The organism is Sphingomonas oryzagri (assembly GCF_029906645.1).
Lineage (GTDB): Bacteria > Pseudomonadota > Alphaproteobacteria > Sphingomonadales > Sphingomonadaceae > Solisphingomonas > Solisphingomonas oryzagri.
In genome coordinates this window covers 571,230-589,959 of sequence record NZ_JARYGZ010000001.1, presented here as the reverse complement: position 1 = coordinate 589,959, position 18,730 = coordinate 571,230, and the positions used below count along the sequence as shown (strand labels likewise).

Genomic DNA, 18,730 nt, shown 5'->3' with positions numbered 1-18,730 from the left:
GCGCCAAACGGACTGGTCCGTCGACTGCTCGATGTCAGGGGGGCAGTCATTGATGCATATATGCTGACGGGCGGCAATTAGGATCCGTGCGTGAGATCGGGAATGATCGACAATTGGCGCGCTTTTGACCGGCAGGTCGCAGCGCCGGGACACCTGAGCGGAAGCGCGGTCAGTATAGCTTCTGCCGTCTGAGAATGCGGGCATGATTAAACGGGAAAGCTGGCTTGTTGCGAGGGCGGCTCCACCAATATGGATGGACCGGCGAGGCTACCGCAAGTCCCGCAGCGCCTTCAAAGTGAGGCGATAGATCTGCCGGCGTTGCTCGCTGGTCGTCTGTTCCATCTTCGTGCGGACGGCATCCTCGGCGCGTTCGCCATGTTCTCGCATCGCGTAGGTGGCCTCCTCCCGTGCAAGACGCCTCGTCGTTGCGCTCGCCAGCCAATCGAAAAGCATACCGGAAATTCCCAAGTGACGGATCGATGTACGCGAGCCCCCCGCCCCCCGGGGAAAGCCATCCCGCAAAGAATCGCTATTGATGTACGTCGGCGGAGCGCGTCCGAGCCTTCCCAGACGCGCCCCGCCGTCCCGAGCCAGCTATCGCCGAATTGTTAGCTCAATATTTGGAGGGAAAAACAATCGCTGCCCGTAGCAGGGAGCGGACCGGATCACGCGGCGGCGTTCAGCCCGATGGCGCTACGAAAGAAGGCCGGAATCGCCGATACGCCATGGACGCGCATGACCTGCGCGATCAGACCGCGCATCACATTCGCACGGGCCTGCTCCGAGATCATCTGTCGCACGGAGGTGAGGTAGGCATATTCGATCGCGTTCGCCGCACCCGTCGGGCCAATCGCGGCGAGCGCTCTTGCCGATGCGGCCGACAGCGGTTGCTCGTGGGGCGAGAAAGTCCAGTCGACCATGGAGGCGATGTAGTGAGGGCATGGCGGCGCCGTGTCGATCTGCGCCAACGCGGCATCGAGCGCGGCGCGCCTCCCCGCCGCGAGAAGGGCGAGGCACTTCATGGTCCTGATATGGAGTTGAAAATCGCGCCCGAGGTCGATCTGCTTCGTGCCTCGATCGAAGAATTCTACCGCCTCGTCAAAGCGGCCGCGCGCACAACGCAACTGGCCCATGAGGGCAAAGGAAGCGGTGGAGTCGCCGGTTCGGGCGAGCGCGCGGTCGGCCAGATCTTCGGCGAGCTCGAGATGCCCACGGTCGATGTAATAAAGCAACTTGGCGGCGGCGAACATCAGCAACGGATTGTCTTCTGCGGAAGGCAGGTGCTCCAGCACCGTCGCCTCGATCTCGCGTTCGAAGCGATGACGCTCCGCCAAGTCGACGGATTCGAATGGATTCGCGACGGTGAGGCGGGAAAAGAGATGCAAGCACCATTGGAATGCCAGATCGGCGTTGCCGGGATGGTGCGCCCTTTCCTCGGCGAGCTGGGCTCCGCTCGTCCATCGCGGATTCGCACCGAGCAGAACGATGGAAGTCTGCTGCAGGCGGTCCTCGGTCGGGTCGCCCGAAGCCAGGCCGAGGCCAGTCGATGCGTTGTCGAGGCTGCGATTCAGAGCGACCACAACTGTTCGAGAAATCTCGTCTATTCCTGCTGTGAGGCTCGCCGCGTTGGACGGTTTGAGGTCAACCGGGAAAGACATGGTGATCCGCCTCGACGGCATCTCACGCAGTGTGACCACGCAAAAGATCGTCTCGCCACTGGCTTGAAAATTGAGGTGCAGGAGGTGGCGCACCTTGTCCTTGACACCGTGGCGCCAGTTCTCACTCGCGAGGATCGTCTTGTGAGGCGCGACACCCGCGCTGATCGCCTTGTGGAGCCTTTCGATCAGCGCGGACGCATCTCGACCTATGATATGGCGATCGGGAGAAAATTTCGCCGCGATGACCAGGAATGCATCAATCTTTACAACAGCATTCTGCGTCGCGACCCACGTGTAACCCTCGCCATAGCGGGTATGGATGAACGTCGACGATTTGGAATTGTCGTCCAGCTTGAACCGGATCCTGTTGATGAGGAAATCGATGTAGCGGTCTGATCGGTCCTCATCCGCTTCGATCTCGTCCAGAAGGCGGCTGCGTGTCATGAGCAGGTTCGGATTGCGCGACAGCGCCAGCAGGATGGCGCGTTCGTTCCTGGTGAAATGAACCTTGTTTCCGCCGCGGATCGCGAACAAGCATTCTCTGTCGAGGACGAGGTCGCCGTATCGGGTGGTACGCTCGTAGTTCATACCCTAATCGTCCGTCAGCGCCTCACCAACTACTCCTCGCCTGAAATCGATTGGATGGTCAATGCGGCCAAGCGCGGCGGCGCGGAAGTCTCTCACTTTTCAACAATCACGCGGGACCGTAGGCCAGCGCGACGTCCCCGGCGGGATCGCGCTGATCAAGCTCGACTGTCGTCAGGCAGCAGAAGCTGACGGCCAGCAATTGGGAAGTCGTAAGCGGTCGTTGATCGGCCAGATCAAGCCCCGATATCGCATCCGATCCGCAGGACAAGCTTCCCACCCGACTTTCCGCTCAGACTGATCTCCAGTGCCTCGCGCCAATCCTCAAGCGCGAAGGTGCGAGCGATCGGGATCGTGAACCGACCATCGGCGGCATGGGCGGCATAGATGCCGAGTTGGTCCCACCGCATGACGTCCTCGATCGACGTGATGTCTTCCATGCCGGTCCGCGCGCCCGTCGCGGCGGCGCCCGCAAAATCGGCAACGGTGACGACGCGCCTGGCATCGCCGCCGGCGACCTTGACGAGATCCGGCAGGGCGCTCGCGATGCCGCCCCCGGGTGTAAGATTGACGGGTGCGACATCCAGCACATGATCCGGCGGAGCCGGCAATAACGCGCCCAGCCGCTCGACCATGCCATCGCCGTGCGCCGTCACCTCGGCGCCAAGCGCGCGCAGTTGATCGGCAAATGTTCGCCCGGCGGTTGCGACGACCCTAACGCCCTTCAGCAGCGCGACCTGCACCGCCGCGAAACCGATCATCGTGCCCGCGCCGTTGATGAGCAACGTCTCGCCGGCCTTGGGATCGAGGAAGGCGATGTAGCGACAGGCGGTCTCGACCGCCATCGGCAGCGCGGCGGCTTCGAGCGGCCCCAGTCCCTCCGGGACCGGTGCCCAATGGTCCAAAACCGCATGATCGGAGGCACCGGCGGTCGGATGGTTGCGATAGTCCGCTGCTCCGAACACGCGGTCGCCTATCGAAACGTCGTTCACCCCCGCGCCGATCGCCGTGACCGTGCCGCACACGTCCAGCCCGATGCCCCGAGGCAGATCCCCGGGAAACAGGCCGCGACACAAGGCCCAGTCGGCCGGGTTGAGCCCACAGGCGTCCACCCGCACAGCCACTGTGCCGGCCATCGGCTCGGGCATGGCAGCCCGCTCGAGCCGCAGAACGTCGGCCGGCTCGCCGAATTCGTGGAAACGCAGCGTACACATTATCTTGGCGGTGGACGCGACCATCATCATGTCGATCTCCTGCACAACTGAAACGGACAGGTGCGGCTTGCACCGTCGCAACCGGAGCCGTAGCCTGTCAGTGGCTGACATAGATTTAATGTCAGCGGCTGACAAGGTGTAGGGCGATGAGCAAGGGGGATGTGCGGCGCAGACTGCAGGAGGCGGCACTGGCGCTTTTTCAGGAGCGGGGTTATGACGGTACCACCGCTACCGAAATCGCGGCGCGCGTCGGGGTGACCGAACGTACCTTCTTCCGCTATTTCGCGAGCAAACGGGACGTGCTGTTCGACGAAGACGCGCTGCACGAGGGCCTGTCAGCCGCGATCGCGGAGGCGTCCGACGGCCTGTCGCCGATGGCGCTGCTGCGCCGCGCTTTCGTGTCCTTGATCCCGCTGCTCGAGCGCAACCGCCCCTTGAGCGAGCCGGCGCGCGCAATCATCGCCGTTACGCCCGTGCTGCAGGAGCGCTATCTGGCCAAGGCCGCAGCCACCAGCATGCTGCTGGCAGAAGCTTTGCGGATGCGCGGCGTCGACCAGGACGTCGCGACGCTGGCGGCCGCGTCCGGCATGGGGGTAATCGGACAGGCGATGGAGTCGTGGTTCAATGATCCATCGGCCGGCCTGGGCCAGCATCTCGATCGAGCATTCCAAGCTTGGTCGCGTTTGTCCTGATCCCGGGGCAAGGCGCGGTGAGGCTTTCCGGTGTAAAAGATGGCGAAAGCGACCAGTTATCGCCGTTCCGACGCGTGAGCCGGCCTCCCGATTGCCGACCAGCAGCTATTCATCACGGCCTTGTGCAGCCTTGCTTCGGCGATCGGCGTGGGATGGTCAGGTTAGGGGCCGGAGAGCGCTATGGCTGCCGTCCCGAAGACGATAATGAGGCGGGAAGCTGCTCTAGCTTCATTGACGGGCTGGCGGCTGCATGAGCTCTATCGTGATATGATCGGGGCCTGCAACGTAGGCCACCAGAGTTCCCTTCCGTGGGCCGCCCGGGATCGGCAGCGGACTACCCTTCGCCTTCCAACCTGCTGCCTCGACGCGCACAATGGCGGCATGAATATCCTTCACGGTCAGAGCGAGGTGGGCGGCTCCGATCGATCCCGCGCAGTTGGGCACCACTCCGTTCTGGCGCCCTCTAGAATATTGTAGCAGCTCGACCGCGTAGCCGTCTGGTGCCTTGACGATCGCCGTCTTCACACTCGGATCATCGACACCTGTCACCTGATGCAGGAAATCGCCCCCCATCTCCGACTGCCGCTCAAGTGTGAAGCCTAGCGCTTCCGTCCAGAATCGAACGGCCTCGTCCAGAGACGATACGGCGAAGCCTGTGTGGTCCACTGCAATTACGTTGGCGGGATCTGTCATTACTGGACTCTCACTCGGCCGTGCCTGCGGTGTCAGGGCCTGCGCCCCGGCTGCAGCCGACACAGCATGGCGAACACGATCTTCATGGTGGCGCCTTAACGCCAAGGCCTCGTCCCGGAAAGGAACCATTGACAGGCAGCCGGGCAAGGCCGGCCTCTTGGCGAAATCGACATGAGGCGTTCCCAAAATCTGTTCCCGAATGCCGCTCCCCGAAACCGCTGGTTGAGGACGAAGAAACGGAACTGCTGCGCTATACGAAATGGCCAGCCTCGGCAGCGGGTCGGGATCTGCTGATCGGCAGGACCCAGTCGGCTACCGTCCGTCAGGAATCACAAAAACAGTCGGGCAGCTATCCAAGGCTGCCGCCCGACAGCTGCCCGAGCGCCTTGTCCCAGTCCGCCCCCTTCCCGATGATCGGCCACCGCCGCCTTTGCCGGAAAGCTGACGGACGGCAATTGGGACGAGCGTAAAAGCGCTTCTACGACCGACATTGGGCGTAAACCTGCCGGTTGACCTTTGTCAACTGGATCATCGGCATCGGCTTTTGCATAGAAATTTGGGGGACAAGAATCTTGCCATCTCTCGCCGCCCAAGATGAACTTCTTACGCTAGGGAGGATCACTCCGCGGCGACGGGTTGCAGTTCCCTTATCCGCAGAAACCAGGAAAAGCTTGCTCCCTCGGCCATTTTTATCAACACCGGGGTGAGCCAAAGCGCTGTGACTGCGACGATCCCGCCCGCCAGAAGGTCCGCAAGATAATGCGTGCCTTCCACTGGAGTTGCCATCAACATCAAGATATTGAGTGCGACGAGCGGCCATCGCAGACTCCTGACGCGTAACGCCGTTGCGATATAAATCACGGCGCTCGCGGCGTGAAAACTTGGTGCACAGACCAGACCGTGGAGCTCGCCGAGATCGATTTGATGGATGGCGTGCTGGCGTAGCGCCAAGATAACCTGATCCTGGTACAACGCGCTGAGCGGCATGTAGGGAGCGGCTCCTCGCCACAGGCTCGAAAACGGCCCCGCAGCCGGAAACAGCGGAAAGAGGCTCAGTGTCATGACAGCTGCAACCCAGAAGGTCGCTAAAAAGGCGCGACTTTCCGCGCGGCGCTCTGTCCAGGCGAAATAGCCGATCAACACCGCTGGCGTCGCAAAAATGCTGAGATAGGCCACGCGCTCGGGCATCTGAGCCCAAGAATGACCAGCGATCCATTCATACAGGCTGACCCAGTGGAAATGCAGGGTAAGATCGACCCGCTCCAGCTCCGGGTCCACCAAAGCATGATGGCCAGCGGCGAGCGGATAGCTCGCGATCGCGCCCAAGAGGCTGATCAGAGCGAAGAGCGACAATCCCTCAATGAAATCCCGTGCAATTCGTTGTCGTTCAGTAGCTGGCATCCGGAAGTGGATGCAAAAGAATGCTGCGGCGAGAGCCCACACGCCAAAGCCCAGCGCTGTCGGGGTTTCGGCGATCGACAGCCCTGCCGCGTGCAGCAGGACGCCGTCCATCAGCGCGGATATTGTCACGATCAGAATAAGCCAGCGGGTGGGAAGGAAGGGCACCTTAGAACGAAGTTCGACTTGGTGACGATGAACACGCGAACCGCTCATTCCACGCGCCTACCCTCGCGGAGCAAGCGGCGCTATCGGAACTCTTGCTCGACCGAACGCGCGGCCAGCTGTAGTGACCATTTTGTGACAGTTCCCCCACTCCGTGCCTCGTCCCCGGCGTTGTCCAGCCAGAGCCAAGCGGAACCGGATCCGGATCCCTTGGCGGACCAGCTCCGATCAGATTTGCGCCGGATTGACGGGCTCTCGACGGACGTTTCGTTCGATAGCGGCGCAGGGGCGGCGGGCGTGCTAGACAGGTTTGCAGACCGGATCAGCATCGTTGCATCTTCGCCAGCGTTTTTTTCTTTGTCCCTATGGCCGCAATCCTCTGGACTGCGATGTGCCTACTATTGATCGGGTAGTATCGGGAGTTGCACGCCATATCTCCACCGTAAACGGCCGCGAGCAAAGCAGATGGGCCATTCCGGCATCCAACGGAACCACCCATGGATTAGCCAGACCTGGTGTGCTCATCCGGACGGAGAGGCCTCGCCCGAGCATTCGCATAAATTCGCGTAGCGAGCCCGCGCGCGCACCTAATGGCGAGCGGTGGCTCGTGCGCCGATTAGCTCCGCTCGAATATGTGGCGGAGGTCCGCCGCGCCGATACGAATAGACTACCTTCGCCATTCGCCTACCGGGAATACATGTTCGACCGAGTCGTTCCGATTGAGGCTATGCTTCGTTTCCGATATCGCCCATAAGCGGATCGCTGACGTTGCCTGCGACGGATACGGGCCGCTCTGCTCCTCCTATCCTTTTCTAGCTTCAAGAGGCCGGCGCGCAACCGTTGGGCGCACGCCCCAGCGCAGGAAAGGACATGATATGATCACTGGAACCGTCAAATTCTTCAATGCCGACAAGGGCTATGGCTTCATAGCGCCCGAGGATGGCACCACGGATGCCTTCGTGCATATCAGCGCTGTCGAGCGCGCGGGGATGCGGACGCTGGATAAAGACCAGCGGATTTCCTACGAGCTCGAGACTGATCGTCGCGGCAAGACCTCCGCGGTGAACCTCCAGCCCGCCTAAGCTGACGCAGCCGACTGACGGTCGCCGCCGGCCGTCACAGGACGTTTCACAGATCCGCATCTCGATCCCGCCGCGCTTCCCCCGAGGCGCGGCCGATCCTGGAGATTGAGAGTGACTGACACCGTGGGCAGTCTTGTCGACACCGCCGATATCCTGGGCGGCGGCCAACTCCAACTCGTCCGCTATGGACAGGACTACGAGATCCTGTTCGACGACGAGCAGTTGATGGGTAGTTGGGCCCACCGATCCGAGGAAGCGCTGGCGACGCTGGTATCCGATCGTCTCGGAGCACGCGCCGAGCGCATTCTGATCGGCGGCTTGGGGATGGGCTTCACGCTCGCGGCGGCCCGAACCGCATTCAGCGCCGACACGTCCATCGTCGTCGCAGAGCTCGTGCCGAAAGTCGTGGCCTGGGCCAGCGGCCTGTTGGCCCCGCTGTTCGGGGATTCGCTTCGTGATCCGAGGGTTTTGCTCGAAATTCGGGATGTCCACGACGTGATCGTGGAGCAGGCCGACAGCTTCGACGCCATCCTGCTCGATGTCGATAATGGGCCGGACAGCTTGATCCACATCGCGAACGAACGGCTTTATTGCAATTGGGGGCTGCGCGCCGCCCACCGGGCGCTGCGGCCGGGTGGTGTGTTGGCAGTATGGTCGGCCTATCAGGATCCTGTTTTTTCCGAGCGCCTGAAACAAGCCGGTTTTGCGGTGGAAGAACTCAGTGTCGACGCTGGCGAGGCAAACCCCGACACCTGGCATACGATCTGGCTAGCGACGACCGAATCCGAGCAGTCAGCGCCGAAATTTTAGAACGCCGATTCGGCCTTTGGTATGGACACGCCTTGGTCAGTGCGCGCACCGTCATGACGAGCCTTGAGCAGGCGGCGCAGTTCCAGTCGAAGGCTTTTCCCCGCAAGGTGAGCTTGTGGGCTTTCGTGCCGTTCAGCGTTGAGTTGCCTGACGATGTCGTCGACCGAGCGGCAGCTGCCCGCCTTCGCGAGTTGATAGGCGCGTTCGACAGTTCCGAGCGTTCGAGTCATGCCGCCGCTTTACCGCTTCGGGCCACAAGCGCAAATTCGCAGGGCCCGACTGCCTGGTATCGCTCGCTCTATCGCCAGCGCGCGGGCTGATGCCCTAGCCAAGGGCGATAAACCGCGTATATCGAGCCGGCTGTTGCCGGACGGAATCGAACGGTCAACGAGGCTGATCGGGTCTCGTGCTTTCGGTCTTAGCCGAGCCTGAATGCACCGCCGCTTGTGCGCGTTGCTCCCGGATCTTTTCCAGATCTGCTCGTGAACCTTCGACAATAGCGTCGCTACGGATGGAAATAAGGATAGCAAGACAAAGATGCCAGCATTCAAGACCCCCGGATTTCAAGACAGACAGGAAGCCGCCGCGCGCGCAAAGAGTGCAGCACTCGCCATGTATCGGGCGAGACCCAAGGTGGACGAAGCGGTGATCGCCGAGCGGATCGCTCGGCGGCAAGCGCGCGAGGCAGTCGAAGCGGAAAAGCGGGCCGCGGCCGTTCTCGCCAAGGAAGCGGCTGCAGCCGCCAAGCGCGAGAAGGAGCTACAGGAAGCCGCCGCCCTCGAAGCCGCCGCGAAGGTGGAAGCGCACGCCGCCGCCGAGGCGAAGGCCAGCGCCAAGGCACAAAGGGTCGCGGAGCGGAAAAACTGGACCGAAGCCGATCGGAAAGCGGCGCGCGACGCGCGTTACGCGGCCCGAAAGGCGCGCCAGGGACGTCGCTGACGTATGGGCGGCGGGGATGGGCCACCATCTCCGACGCGCCTCGCGACGGAGGGTGGCTGGTTAGACGGGATGGGGCAATGGTGCATTCCTGGGATGTTGAGGATGCCGCCATTATGGGACCGCTCGATCTGGCCGGGCGCCCTCTGCTTTCCGGCTTTGCGCGATGGGCGAGCGCATCGTTCGACGAAGATCAGTTCGAAGCGGCGATGATACTCGAACGTGCATGGTATATCGCGCGTGGACGCCGCTTCTTGACCGAAACCATGGCCGGCGCCTCGAACACCATCAACCGAGCCATGGCCGGGACTTGCTTTGCCTACACGGGCGATCAAGCCGCGAATGGACGCCTACGGCGCGGGCATGTCGATAATCACCCGGCATTAAGAAGCGCGACGTTCAATACCAACCTGCCCGACTGATCCCTTTGAACATCCCACAACCAGTTGGATCGACGGCCCATATGAAAACCACTCCGTCCATTTACGAACTCCGACGGGCCGGTCGGAGCTCCAATGCACCGCTCAGAGCAGACAAGCAGCTGCCATATCGCTTATGGCTCGCTATGGTCGCTTGCCATCTGCGCCGCTGTGCCTATCGCTGTCTCAAAGTCGAGCAGCGGTTGTTGGCCGCTAGGGTCAGGACCCATTGATGTGAGCGCCGCGATCTGATTCAGGCTCCGCAAGGAGACTGATTGTGAGCGACCTGTACTGGCTGACGGACGAGCAGATGGCGCGGCTGGAGCCATATTTTCCGAAGAGCCATGGCAGGCCGAGGGTTGACGATCGGCGCGTGCTGAGCGGGATCATCTTCGTCAATCGCAACGGGCTGCGCTGGCGGGATGCGCCTAAGGATTACGGCCCGCACAAGACGCTCTACAATCGTTGGAAGCGCTGAGGTCAGATGGGCGTCTTCACGCGCATGATGGAAGGGCTCTCGGCCGGCGCCGAGCGCAAGACGGTGATGATCGATGCGACCTATTTGAAGGCGCACCGCACGGCATCGAGCCTGGCGGTAAAAAGGGGGATCTCGGCCGCCTGATCGGCCGCACGAAGGGCGGCATGAACACCAAGCTCATGCCGTCACCGATGCCAACGGCCGCCCTTTGAGCTTCTTCATGACCACCGGCCAGATCAGCGATTACATCGGCGCCGCGGCCCTGATCGACGAACTTCCCAGGGCGCAATGGCTGCTCGCCGACCGAGGCTATGATGCCGACTGGTTCAGGGATGCGCTGGAGGAAAAGGGCATCAAGCCCTGCATACCGGGCCGGAAATCGCGCAACGAACCCATCAAATACGACAAACGCCGCTACAGGCGACGCAATCGGATCGAGATCATGTTCGGCCGTCTGAACGACTGGCGCCGCGTCGCCACCCGCTACGACCGCTGCCCAACCGCCTTCTTCTCGGCGATTGCACTCGCGGCCACCGTCATCTTCTGGCTCTGATCAGTGAGTCCTGACCCTAATTCATAATGTCATCTCGCCTTAAGATGCGCTGACAATACGAGAATACGGGAATGCTCAAAGCGAATATTATTGCAGACAAGTAGCAGCCCACCACTCGAGCCGGAGTGAATAGAAAGGGTGCTACCCCGGTCATCTGGTTCTGCGCGACGCCTAGAAGCAGCATCCCTGCTCCAGCACCTATAGCGAGCCCGAGCTTCAGGGTCAGGTTGTAAAGTGCCAGATGCTCGCCCATTCTGTCGAGGCCGTCCATCGCCTGGCGCCGGCGAGCAAGATCGGCGATGGCCGTCGGCGTCGAGATATTGATGGCGCTGACGCTTGTACCCACCAGGAAAAAGGCCAAGCAGGCGATCGCAACGGAGTCCTGCGCGAAGGCCATAACCAGGAGGCCACAAATAAACAGCACAGCCCCCACGATCGCGGAGCGCATCATACCGATACGCCTCGAAATGAAGACGAATATCGGAACAGTCGCGACGGCAATGACATATTGCATGAAAACCAGCTTCATGAACCACCCGGTCAGCATCAATTCCTTTTCGACCAGCAGGAATATGACGGCATTATAGCAGCCGATTGCGATCTGCATCAGAAGGTTGGCCAGGATCGCCGGCCCAAGGATCCGATCGGTCAGAAGGTCCATCAGACGCGAATGGGTCTTACCCTCCTCCGGCGGGGTGTCGCCCACGGCCGCGATGGCGACGGTGGCGGTGAGGAACAGGCCGGCGATAGCGACGACCCCCAGCAGGTGGACGCTATGGGCAACCGCTGTCTCGTTTCCGGCAGGTATTATGATCGGCAGCGTCATGGCAAGAAGGGTGCCCAAGATCGTTCCGCTCTCCCGCCAGGCGGACATCCGGCCGCGATCGACGCTATCCACACCCAGATCCTGCCCCCAGGAGAGATGCGGTATCTGAATCAGCGTCCAGGCGACATAGAAGATGACGATCGACACACCCAGCCGCGTCGCGCTTGGATGGGGCGGCGGGAAGCACAGAAACCATGTCGCAATCATCAGGATCGGCGTCCCGATCGCGATCCAGGAGCGACGCCGGCCGAACCGCCACGGCGTCCTGTCGGATGTCTTGCCGATCACGATGTCGAACAGCGCATCGATCAGGCGCACCGCCAGGAAGAGCGTTCCCACGGTGCCAAGCCCAAGCCCAAGCTCGGTGGCATAATAGGGCGCGATATAGATGATGACCGGCACGTTGATGACCGCAATTGGTACGGCGATCCCGGCATAGGCTGCGCGCTTCGCCGCAGACAGTGGCGACTTCCCGGCCTGATCGGCGTTCGCGGCATATCCAGAAATATCCATTGTCATCCTGTGCAGTTCAGGCGGCTGAAGACACTTAGACCGATCCATGCGGCGCATGTCATGCCCGCCGTTGCGCCGTCATGCGGCGTGCGCGAAATCTGGGCGCGCGCGGCGTTCATGCACGATGGTTCAGATCGGCTGTGCCAAGCCCGTCGCCCAAATCCCAGAAGATCCCGGCCATGATCGCCAGCCCCTCCGCAGCGATATCCTCCAGCATATGCTCGTCGGGACCATGCTGGCCGCATCCCGGGTAGGAATGGGGAATCCAGATCGTCGGCAGGCGCAATATCGCGGAAAAGGCATCGTTGGGGATCGAGCCGCCGATGTTCGGAACGATCGCGGGCGCCTCACCCAGCGTTCGCTCGATCGAATGCGCCGCCCAGGCTATCAATGGATGATCCATGTCCAGCCGCGTCGCCGGCATCGGTGGGAAGTTGCCGAGACGTACGGCGACATCGTCGAAACCGGCTTCGGCCAGATATGCCTGAATGATCGCGGGGACATCGGCGACGTCGGTCCCCACCACGCAGCGCAACTGGAGTATGGCGCGCGCCGACGGGGGTATCGCATTCTGGGGGTGCTCTACATCGCCTGCCTCGAAGGCGAGCACCTCCAGCGCGTTCCAGCAGAACAGCCGCTCCTCCTGCCGAAGGCCAGGCTCACCCCAGGCGATTTCGGTAATCGGGTCGCCAGTCTCCGGCGCGAGCGTGAGCTTCGCGACCGCCTCGCGCAACTCGGCGGAAAGCGGGGCGGGCCGGAGACCCGCGACACGTATGATGCCTCGGGCATCGACCAGCGCCGCGATGGCGTTGGCGAGCACGGTAGCCGGATTGACCAGCAAACCACCCCAATTCCCCGAATGATAGGGCCGATCGCGGCAATCCATCCGCAGCTCAACATTCACTGCTCCGCGCCCCCCCAGAAAGAGGGTCGGGATATTCGCCGCGAGCCTTGGTCCATCGGATGCCAGCAGAAAGTCCGCCTGCAACTCCGCTGCCCGCGCCGCGCAGAGCGCGTGCAGCCCCGGCGATCCGATTTCCTCGCCCATCTCGGCAAGCAGGCGGATGTTGAAGCCCAGGTGTCCGCCTCGCGCCGCGATGGCGGCTTCGATCGCCAGCAGGTTGATCGCCAATTGCCCTTTGTTGTCCGCAGTACCACGCCCGTAGAAGCGCCGGTCCCGCTTCGTCAGCACGAAGGGCTCCAGTCCGGGCGACCAGCTAGCAGCATCGCCCCGCACTGTGTCGCCATGGCAATAAATCAGAATCGTCGGGAGTGCGTCCGCTTCCCAGCGCTCCGCAATGAGGAAATCGCCGTCGGCTCCGTTCGGCGCCTCGTGGCGGCGCGCCACGAACCCCGTCCGTGCGAGCAGGGGGTGCAGGACATTGTCGAGGAAGTCGCGGAGCTGCCCGCGATCTCCCGCCTGGCTTTCGGAGCGCGCCGCCACGAGCTTTCCGAGCAGATCGGCGAAGCGCCCTTCGCGCAGGGCGCCGGTCGCACGGTCTATGGCAATCACCCGCGTCACGAAGCCCCCCGGCGCGGCTGCCGAACCCGGTTCACTGGACGTTTTTCAGGAAAAGATCGGCCGCCCGGTCGCCGATCATCATGCTCGCCGCGTGGGTGTTGCCGCTGACGTGCCGGGGCATGATCGACGCATCACAGACCGCCAGGCGCTGCGTGCCGCGCACATGCAGTGCGGGTGTGAGCACCGCCTGCTCGTCGGACCCCATCCGGCATGTGCCCACCGGATGATAGATGGGACCTGCGGATTCCCGGATATGGCGATCAAGGTCCTCCGGATCCTCGGGCGGCGGATTCTCGATACGGACGACATGGCTCGCAAGCGGCTCGCTGCCCAGTATCTCCAGACATTTGGCAAGACCCCGCTTGAGCGTCTCGACGTCTTCCTGTTCGGCGAACAGGCGGGGATGGATCAGGGGTGCGTCACGATAGTCACCCGAGGCGAGCGTGACTTCGCCGCGGCTCAGCGGGTGGTTGACGCTGGGAACGACCGAGATCAAGCGACGATCGGGAAGCTTCGGGTCGAGCGCCTCGCGACCGAAGGCCGTGAAATGAATCTGGACGTCGGGGGCTGCGAGACCGGCTTTAGTGCGAACAAAGCCGACCGCCTGCGCAGTAGGGCTCGTGCCCGGCCCCTGCCCCATCAGCGCGCGCACCACGTTCACCATCCGGCGAACGGAACGCCCCTCCTGGTTGAAAGTTGGTCGATCGACCTCTGCGCGCAACCAGATGCCGGCATGCTCCATCAGGTTCGCGCCGACCTCCGGGCTTTCGACCAGCGGCGTGATCCCGTGCGCCTTCAGCGTCGCGGCCTTGCCGATACCGGACAGCATCAGCAGCTTCGGCGTGTTCAGCGATCCCGCCGAGAGCACGACCAGGCGACGCGCCCGTATCGTGCGCTCGCCCCCACCTTGTTCCAGCAGCACGCCGGTCGCCGTCCTGCCCTCGAACAGCACGTGCTTCACGTGGGCGCCCTCGATCAACCGGATCCGGCCGGACTTGATCGCCGGCGCCAGATAGGCGTCGTAGGGGCTGTGCCGCCTTCCTCCGGATTGGGTCGCCTGCACATACGAGACGCCATCCTGACGGCTGCCGTTGTAATCGGGATTGAATTCGAGTCCCGCCGTCACCGCCCCCTCGATGAAGGTCGTGGTCATCGGATGAACGTAACGCAGTGCCGAGATGGTTTGCGGCCCCAGCCCGCCTCTCGACTGCTCCGACCCGATATCGGTCGATTCAAACCGTCTGAAATGCGGGAGGACGTCGCGATAGGCCCAGCCATCCGCGCCCAGTTGGCTCCACTGGTCATAATCGTCCGGCGCGCCGCGCACGAAGATCATGCCGTTGATGAGGCCGCTGCCGCCCGGCCCCAAGCCGCGGGGCCATGCCTCCGTCCGCCCGAACCGCGTGGGATCAGGCTCGGAGACATACCGCCAATCATATTTGTGATGCCCGATCGTGGTCAGCAACGCGGCCGGGATCGCCGTGATCTTCGGCCATCGCCGCACGCCCGCTTCGATCACCGCGATCGTCGCCTGCGAAGAGCGGGCAAGCGCTGCGGCCAGGGCCGATCCGGAACTTCCGGCACCGACGATGACGTAATCGAACTCTTCATCGGGCGTAACAGGCTTGCTGGCAGGCATGATTATCCCTTCATGGTCGCGATGCGGCGTGCGATGATTTCAGACTGTGGCGCCCGCCGGGCTGCTCGCCAATCCGCGCATCGCCTGGCGGCAGGCCAGCAGGGACTGTCCCGCGATCAGCCCCTTCCAGTCGTCGGAATCGCCGTAAAAGGCATCGCGCAGTTCCCGCTTGATCGCTTGCCCCTGCGGGCTGAGCGGGTCGCCATGGCTGTGGAGCCAATTGTCGGCGCGCATTGCCGCCCTCACCTCCGGCGATGGCTTGGTGCCGAATTCCAGCGCCACGGCGGTGACTTTCGCGTGCGAAAGCAGCGCCGGCGCTGCGCTCAACCCGTCACCGTCGAGGTCCGCCGCCGAGGAGCTGCCATCTCGGATGGAGGTGATGCCCGCTCCGAACCAGTCGCGCGCCCGCGCGGTGATGTCGCTGTCCACCGGCGCGGTGACGATCTGCTCGCCATAGCCCCATGGGCCGAGCCCGGTATGATAATCGAGGATGGCGATCATGCCGGCCTGATCGAGATAGGTCTGGAAGACGCGCGTTTGCGTCTCACGGGACCAACTCGGCCCAACGCCGCCATAGTGCAGCCCGTCGGGATGACGATATTGGCCGCCGGTCACCGCGCGGCGCATCGCATACTCACCATGCTGCTCGGCGAAGGCAGCAAGCGCTTTCTGCGACTGGTCCTGAGAAGCCTGATCCCACGTGGACGGACATAGGTCGTCATGAAGGGTTTCGTAGCCGTCATTGACAGGCAGAGGGCGCGCAAAATCGATCCAGTTGCGGTTGAGATCGATATTCTCGTGCGTGGTGCGCCTGATCCAGGCAAACCCATATGGATTGATGGCGTGTATCATCAAAATCGCCACGCCGTCAGGCGCCGCCTCCACCTCCCCGCGACGCAGGAAATCGATCTGGGATCCTGATCCGCAAAATCCCTCCACGCCATGCGTCGCGGAGATCATGACGAGCACCTTGTCGGCGGACCGCGGCCCGAACCATGCGACATCCGTGGTCAGTTCCGCACCGTCCGGTCCCCTTTCGGGATGACGGATGCTTTCCAACCCACCGCCATGCGCGGACGCGTGTTCCAAGAATTTTGAGCGCGCGGCGGCATAGTCAGGACTGAAACTATCGGCACTGTTGAACATGACACATCCCTCGCATGGGTTGGTTTGGGGGCAGCGGCGTTCAGAAGTGGAAGTGCGTCTGGATGCCGATGGTCCGCGGGCGGATCACCGACTCCGTCAGCGCGCCGAGGCTGGTCGACACATCGAAAGCCGGGTGCACGTCGAACAGGTTGTTGGCGTAGAGCTGCGCATCCCATGCCCCGTGTTTGACCGACACCTGCAGGTTGACGAGCTGATAACCGGCACGGAACTGCGCGGGATTGGCGATCATGCCGGTCGTGCCATCGGGATATGCGGTCGTGAGCGTCCTCTCGAATTGCCGGCGCGCCCTGCCCTGGTACTGATAATCCACGCGGAACGAGCCATCCAGGCTGCCCACAGGGAAATCGACAGCGGCATAGGCATTCGCCATCCATTTCGGGACGCCGAGGATGCCATCGCCGACCTGTGCCGTGAGCCCCGTCGCCGTCGCCGTGATGCGACTGTCGGCAAATGTGGCGTTGCCTCCGATATGAAGCCAGCGGGTCGGATTGGCGCTGAGTTCGATCTCGGCGCCCTTGACGTCGGCGCTGCCGACATTGCCGGTATAGGCAAAGCCGCAGGATAGGGACACCTGCTGCTGGATCTTCTTCCAATCGGTATAGTAAACTGACGCATTGGCAGTAACTGCACGGCCCAGGAACTGGTTCTTGCTCCCCAGTTCGTAGGTCCACAGATTGTCCGAGCCGAAATCGGTGGGCGCGGCCGTCAGCCCCAGTTCGGCAAGCGCCGAGCCGCAGACGACGGAGCTGATATTGTTGCGATTGGGGCCGCCAGGCCGGAAGCCCTTGGTCGCCGAGGCGTATAGCAGATTATCAGGTGTCGCCTGGTAGGAAACCTGCGCCTTCGGGTTGACACCGCTCTCCTTGCTGCTGCGGGCGAGGCTCGTGACACCGCCGTTCAGCAGGCCCGAGCCGAGCGAGTTCGCGTAGATGTGGATGTAGAAGACCCGACCGCCCGCGGTTAGCTTCAGCTTGTCGGTCAGCGAATAGGTCAGTTCGGCGAATCCCGCCACCTGCTTGGTGATCGTCTGGATATTGCCGTAATAGCCGAGCGTAGTGCCTCCGAGCGTCGCTTCGCCGCCGGGCGTGTTCACCGCTTGGATCAGCCGGTCGTTCTGGCGGGAGGCATAGGCGCCGACGAGCCACTGGAAGCGCGAGGCCGACCCGTAGTCCGATGAAAGACGCAATTCCTGGCTGTAGGTATGCGTCTTGCTGACCGAGCTGTTGATGCTGGTCAGGCCGTAGAGGCTCGGGATCAGGCCGCCGATGAAATAGCTGTAGTCCCGATCATAGGCGATATTGCGATCGTAATAAGCCGTGAGCGAGGTCAGCTGGACAGATGCGAAGGACTTCTGCACCTGCAGGCTATAGATGCCATCCTTGTCGGTGGTCGGCTGCGCGATCCGGTAGGAAGCGATCAGGCCGTGCTGGTCGGGAAAGCCCAGCGTCGGATTCGCCTGGCGGTAATCCTGGTAGAAGGCCTGTGCCAGAACCGACAGGCTCGAATCGGGCTGCCAGAGGATCGAGCCGCGACCAACCATCGTGCGGGCATCATTATAATTGTCGTTCGAATATCCGCTCAGCGACGCGCGTTGGGCAGGCGAGAAGGCCGCCGGCGGATTGGCGGCGGCAAACTTGTAATAGGTGACCGTCCCATCGGCGACATTGTCGATATAGCCGCCATCATGACGATAGGAGAAGCCACCGCGAACAGCGATGGTAGGCGACAGCGGAATGTTGACGACACCTTCGCCGTTATAGCCGGGTGAGCCGCCATGCGTGCCCGCCACGCCCAGCGCGCTGTCGAAGGTCGTTGCGACAAGGGACGGCCTGCGGCTGACATATTTGATCGCACCACCCATCGCGCTGCCGCCATAGAGCGTGCCCTGTGGCCCCTTGAGCACCTCCAGCCGCTCCATATCGAAGAAAGCGGGGTCGAAAGCGCCAGAAAAAGACGTCGAAAGGGTGTTGAGCGCGACGTCGTCGAGATAGATTCCGACAGTCGGGCTGTTGGCGCTGGTCCCGATACCGCGGATATTATAGTTGCTGAGCCCGCGATCGACGCCCGAATAGGAAATGCCGGGAATGGCACGCAGCACGTCCTTGACGTCGTGAGCACCGCTGCTTGCCAAGGCCGCGCCCGTCAAGGCCGAAACGGTCAACGGCAGTTGTTGCAGTCGCTCGTCACGCTTGCGTGCGCTGACGACGATATCGGCCTGCCCTTCGGCTGCGCCGCCAACTGCAACTGGTGCGGACGAGGCGGCGGCATCCTGCGCCTGCCCGGAAAATGGCAGCGCAAAGAATGACACACAGGTTCCGACGAGAGTGGTTACAACGAGATCGATCTTCTTCATATACCCCCCAAAATCCTGAGTTTTCCT

General features: G+C 62.5%; 16 protein-coding genes and 1 pseudogene. 7 read left to right on the top strand and 10 right to left on the bottom strand.

Going from position 1 to position 18,730, the window contains the following annotated elements; genetic code table 11:
• Positions 1 to 267: 267 nt before the first annotated feature.
• The 3 genes from QGN17_RS02830 to QGN17_RS02820 form a co-directional block, all read right to left on the bottom strand.
• Positions 268 to 453 carry a hypothetical protein gene (locus QGN17_RS02830; protein WP_281043000.1) on the bottom strand — a complete coding sequence of 62 codons (186 nt, stop codon included), beginning with the start codon at positions 451 to 453 and terminating at the stop codon, positions 268 to 270.
• 212 nt (positions 454 to 665) lie between these two features.
• Positions 666 to 2,246 (bottom strand): winged helix-turn-helix domain-containing protein, encoded by a 1,581-nt coding sequence (locus tag QGN17_RS02825; protein WP_281042999.1) that lies wholly within the window; start codon positions 2,244 to 2,246, stop codon positions 666 to 668.
• Between the two features lie 233 nt (positions 2,247 to 2,479).
• A complete protein-coding gene (locus QGN17_RS02820; protein ID WP_281042998.1) occupies positions 2,480 to 3,592 on the bottom strand; it encodes an NADP-dependent oxidoreductase in 1,113 nt (370 codons plus the stop codon).
• Positions 3,593 to 3,603: 11 nt separating this feature from the next.
• Between QGN17_RS02820 and QGN17_RS02815 the strand changes: the two genes are divergently transcribed.
• Positions 3,604 to 4,149, top strand: a complete 546-nt coding sequence (locus QGN17_RS02815; protein ID WP_281042997.1) for a TetR family transcriptional regulator — start codon at positions 3,604 to 3,606, stop codon at positions 4,147 to 4,149.
• Between the two features lie 228 nt (positions 4,150 to 4,377).
• Here QGN17_RS02815 and QGN17_RS02810 read toward each other — a convergent pair whose 3' ends face one another.
• Positions 4,378 to 4,842: a VOC family protein gene (locus QGN17_RS02810; RefSeq protein ID WP_281042996.1), complete on the bottom strand. Its 465-nt coding sequence runs from the start codon at positions 4,840 to 4,842 to the stop codon at positions 4,378 to 4,380.
• 618 nt (positions 4,843 to 5,460) lie between these two features.
• Positions 5,461 to 6,456: a phosphatase PAP2 family protein gene (locus QGN17_RS02805; RefSeq protein WP_281042995.1), complete on the bottom strand. Its 996-nt coding sequence runs from the start codon at positions 6,454 to 6,456 to the stop codon at positions 5,461 to 5,463.
• An 824-nt stretch (positions 6,457 to 7,280) separates the two neighbouring features.
• Here QGN17_RS02805 and QGN17_RS02800 point away from each other — a divergent pair.
• The 6 genes and pseudogenes from QGN17_RS02800 (at position 7,281) to QGN17_RS02775 (ending at position 10,683) form a co-directional block, all read left to right on the top strand.
• On the top strand, positions 7,281 to 7,487 hold the full coding sequence (locus QGN17_RS02800) for a cold-shock protein (protein WP_281042994.1): 207 nt from the start codon (positions 7,281 to 7,283) through the stop codon (positions 7,485 to 7,487).
• A 111-nt stretch (positions 7,488 to 7,598) separates the two neighbouring features.
• Complete coding sequence (locus QGN17_RS02795) at positions 7,599 to 8,297, top strand: spermidine synthase (protein ID WP_281042993.1); 699 nt, start codon at positions 7,599 to 7,601, stop codon at positions 8,295 to 8,297.
• Positions 8,298 to 8,329: 32 nt separating this feature from the next.
• Positions 8,330 to 8,617 carry a hypothetical protein gene (locus QGN17_RS02790; protein ID WP_281042992.1) on the top strand — a complete coding sequence of 96 codons (288 nt, stop codon included), beginning with the start codon at positions 8,330 to 8,332 and terminating at the stop codon, positions 8,615 to 8,617.
• 217 nt (positions 8,618 to 8,834) lie between these two features.
• Entirely contained in the window at positions 8,835 to 9,236 is a 402-nt protein-coding gene (locus QGN17_RS02785; RefSeq protein ID WP_281042991.1) for a DUF6481 family protein, read from the top strand.
• A gap of 77 nt (positions 9,237 to 9,313) precedes the next feature.
• The gene (locus tag QGN17_RS02780; protein ID WP_281042990.1) at positions 9,314 to 9,655 is read left to right on the top strand and encodes a hypothetical protein; all 342 of its coding nucleotides are present in this window, start codon (positions 9,314 to 9,316) and stop codon (positions 9,653 to 9,655) included.
• Positions 9,656 to 9,929: 274 nt separating this feature from the next.
• Positions 9,930 to 10,683, top strand: a pseudogene (locus tag QGN17_RS02775) (IS5 family transposase).
• Positions 10,684 to 10,699: 16 nt separating this feature from the next.
• On the opposite strand, the gene QGN17_RS02770 reads toward QGN17_RS02775, so the two are convergent.
• Genes QGN17_RS02770 through QGN17_RS02750 form a run of 5 tightly spaced genes read right to left on the bottom strand, consistent with a single transcriptional unit; the run spans position 10,700 to position 18,703 of the window.
• On the bottom strand, positions 10,700 to 12,079 hold the full coding sequence (locus tag QGN17_RS02770) for an MFS transporter (RefSeq protein WP_281042989.1): 1,380 nt from the start codon (positions 12,077 to 12,079) through the stop codon (positions 10,700 to 10,702).
• A 58-nt stretch (positions 12,080 to 12,137) separates the two neighbouring features.
• Positions 12,138 to 13,535 carry a M20/M25/M40 family metallo-hydrolase gene (locus QGN17_RS02765; RefSeq protein WP_281045129.1) on the bottom strand — a complete coding sequence of 466 codons (1,398 nt, stop codon included), beginning with the start codon at positions 13,533 to 13,535 and terminating at the stop codon, positions 12,138 to 12,140.
• Between the two features lie 40 nt (positions 13,536 to 13,575).
• Positions 13,576 to 15,183 (bottom strand): GMC family oxidoreductase, encoded by a 1,608-nt coding sequence (locus QGN17_RS02760; protein ID WP_281042988.1) that lies wholly within the window; start codon positions 15,181 to 15,183, stop codon positions 13,576 to 13,578.
• Between the two features lie 39 nt (positions 15,184 to 15,222).
• On the bottom strand, positions 15,223 to 16,329 hold the full coding sequence (locus QGN17_RS02755; RefSeq protein WP_281042987.1) for a M14 family metallopeptidase: 1,107 nt from the start codon (positions 16,327 to 16,329) through the stop codon (positions 15,223 to 15,225).
• A 40-nt stretch (positions 16,330 to 16,369) separates the two neighbouring features.
• Positions 16,370 to 18,703 (bottom strand): TonB-dependent receptor, encoded by a 2,334-nt coding sequence (locus tag QGN17_RS02750; protein WP_281042986.1) that lies wholly within the window; start codon positions 18,701 to 18,703, stop codon positions 16,370 to 16,372.
• Between the last annotated feature and the right edge of the window lie 27 nt (positions 18,704 to 18,730).

Bases quoted from the DNA above. Each gene is read 5' to 3' on its own strand.
- QGN17_RS02825 (WP_281042999.1), bottom strand. From the start codon at position 2,246: ATGAACTACGAGCGTACCACCCGATACGGCGACCTCGTCCTCGACAGA.
- QGN17_RS02750 (WP_281042986.1), bottom strand. From the start codon at position 18,703: ATGAAGAAGATCGATCTCGTTGTAACCACTCTCGTCGGAACCTGTGTG.
- QGN17_RS02755 (WP_281042987.1), bottom strand. From the start codon at position 16,329: ATGTTCAACAGTGCCGATAGTTTCAGTCCTGACTATGCCGCCGCGCGC.
- QGN17_RS02830 (WP_281043000.1), bottom strand. From the start codon at position 453: ATGCTTTTCGATTGGCTGGCGAGCGCAACGACGAGGCGTCTTGCACGG.
- QGN17_RS02800 (WP_281042994.1), top strand. From the start codon at position 7,281: ATGATCACTGGAACCGTCAAATTCTTCAATGCCGACAAGGGCTATGGC.
- QGN17_RS02770 (WP_281042989.1), bottom strand. From the start codon at position 12,079: ATGCGCCGCATGGATCGGTCTAAGTGTCTTCAGCCGCCTGAACTGCAC.
- QGN17_RS02805 (WP_281042995.1), bottom strand. From the start codon at position 6,456: ATGAGCGGTTCGCGTGTTCATCGTCACCAAGTCGAACTTCGTTCTAAG.
- QGN17_RS02810 (WP_281042996.1), bottom strand. From the start codon at position 4,842: ATGACAGATCCCGCCAACGTAATTGCAGTGGACCACACAGGCTTCGCC.
- QGN17_RS02785 (WP_281042991.1), top strand. From the start codon at position 8,835: ATGCCAGCATTCAAGACCCCCGGATTTCAAGACAGACAGGAAGCCGCC.
- QGN17_RS02780 (WP_281042990.1), top strand. From the start codon at position 9,314: ATGGTGCATTCCTGGGATGTTGAGGATGCCGCCATTATGGGACCGCTC.
- QGN17_RS02760 (WP_281042988.1), bottom strand. From the start codon at position 15,183: ATGCCTGCCAGCAAGCCTGTTACGCCCGATGAAGAGTTCGATTACGTC.
- QGN17_RS02815 (WP_281042997.1), top strand. From the start codon at position 3,604: ATGAGCAAGGGGGATGTGCGGCGCAGACTGCAGGAGGCGGCACTGGCG.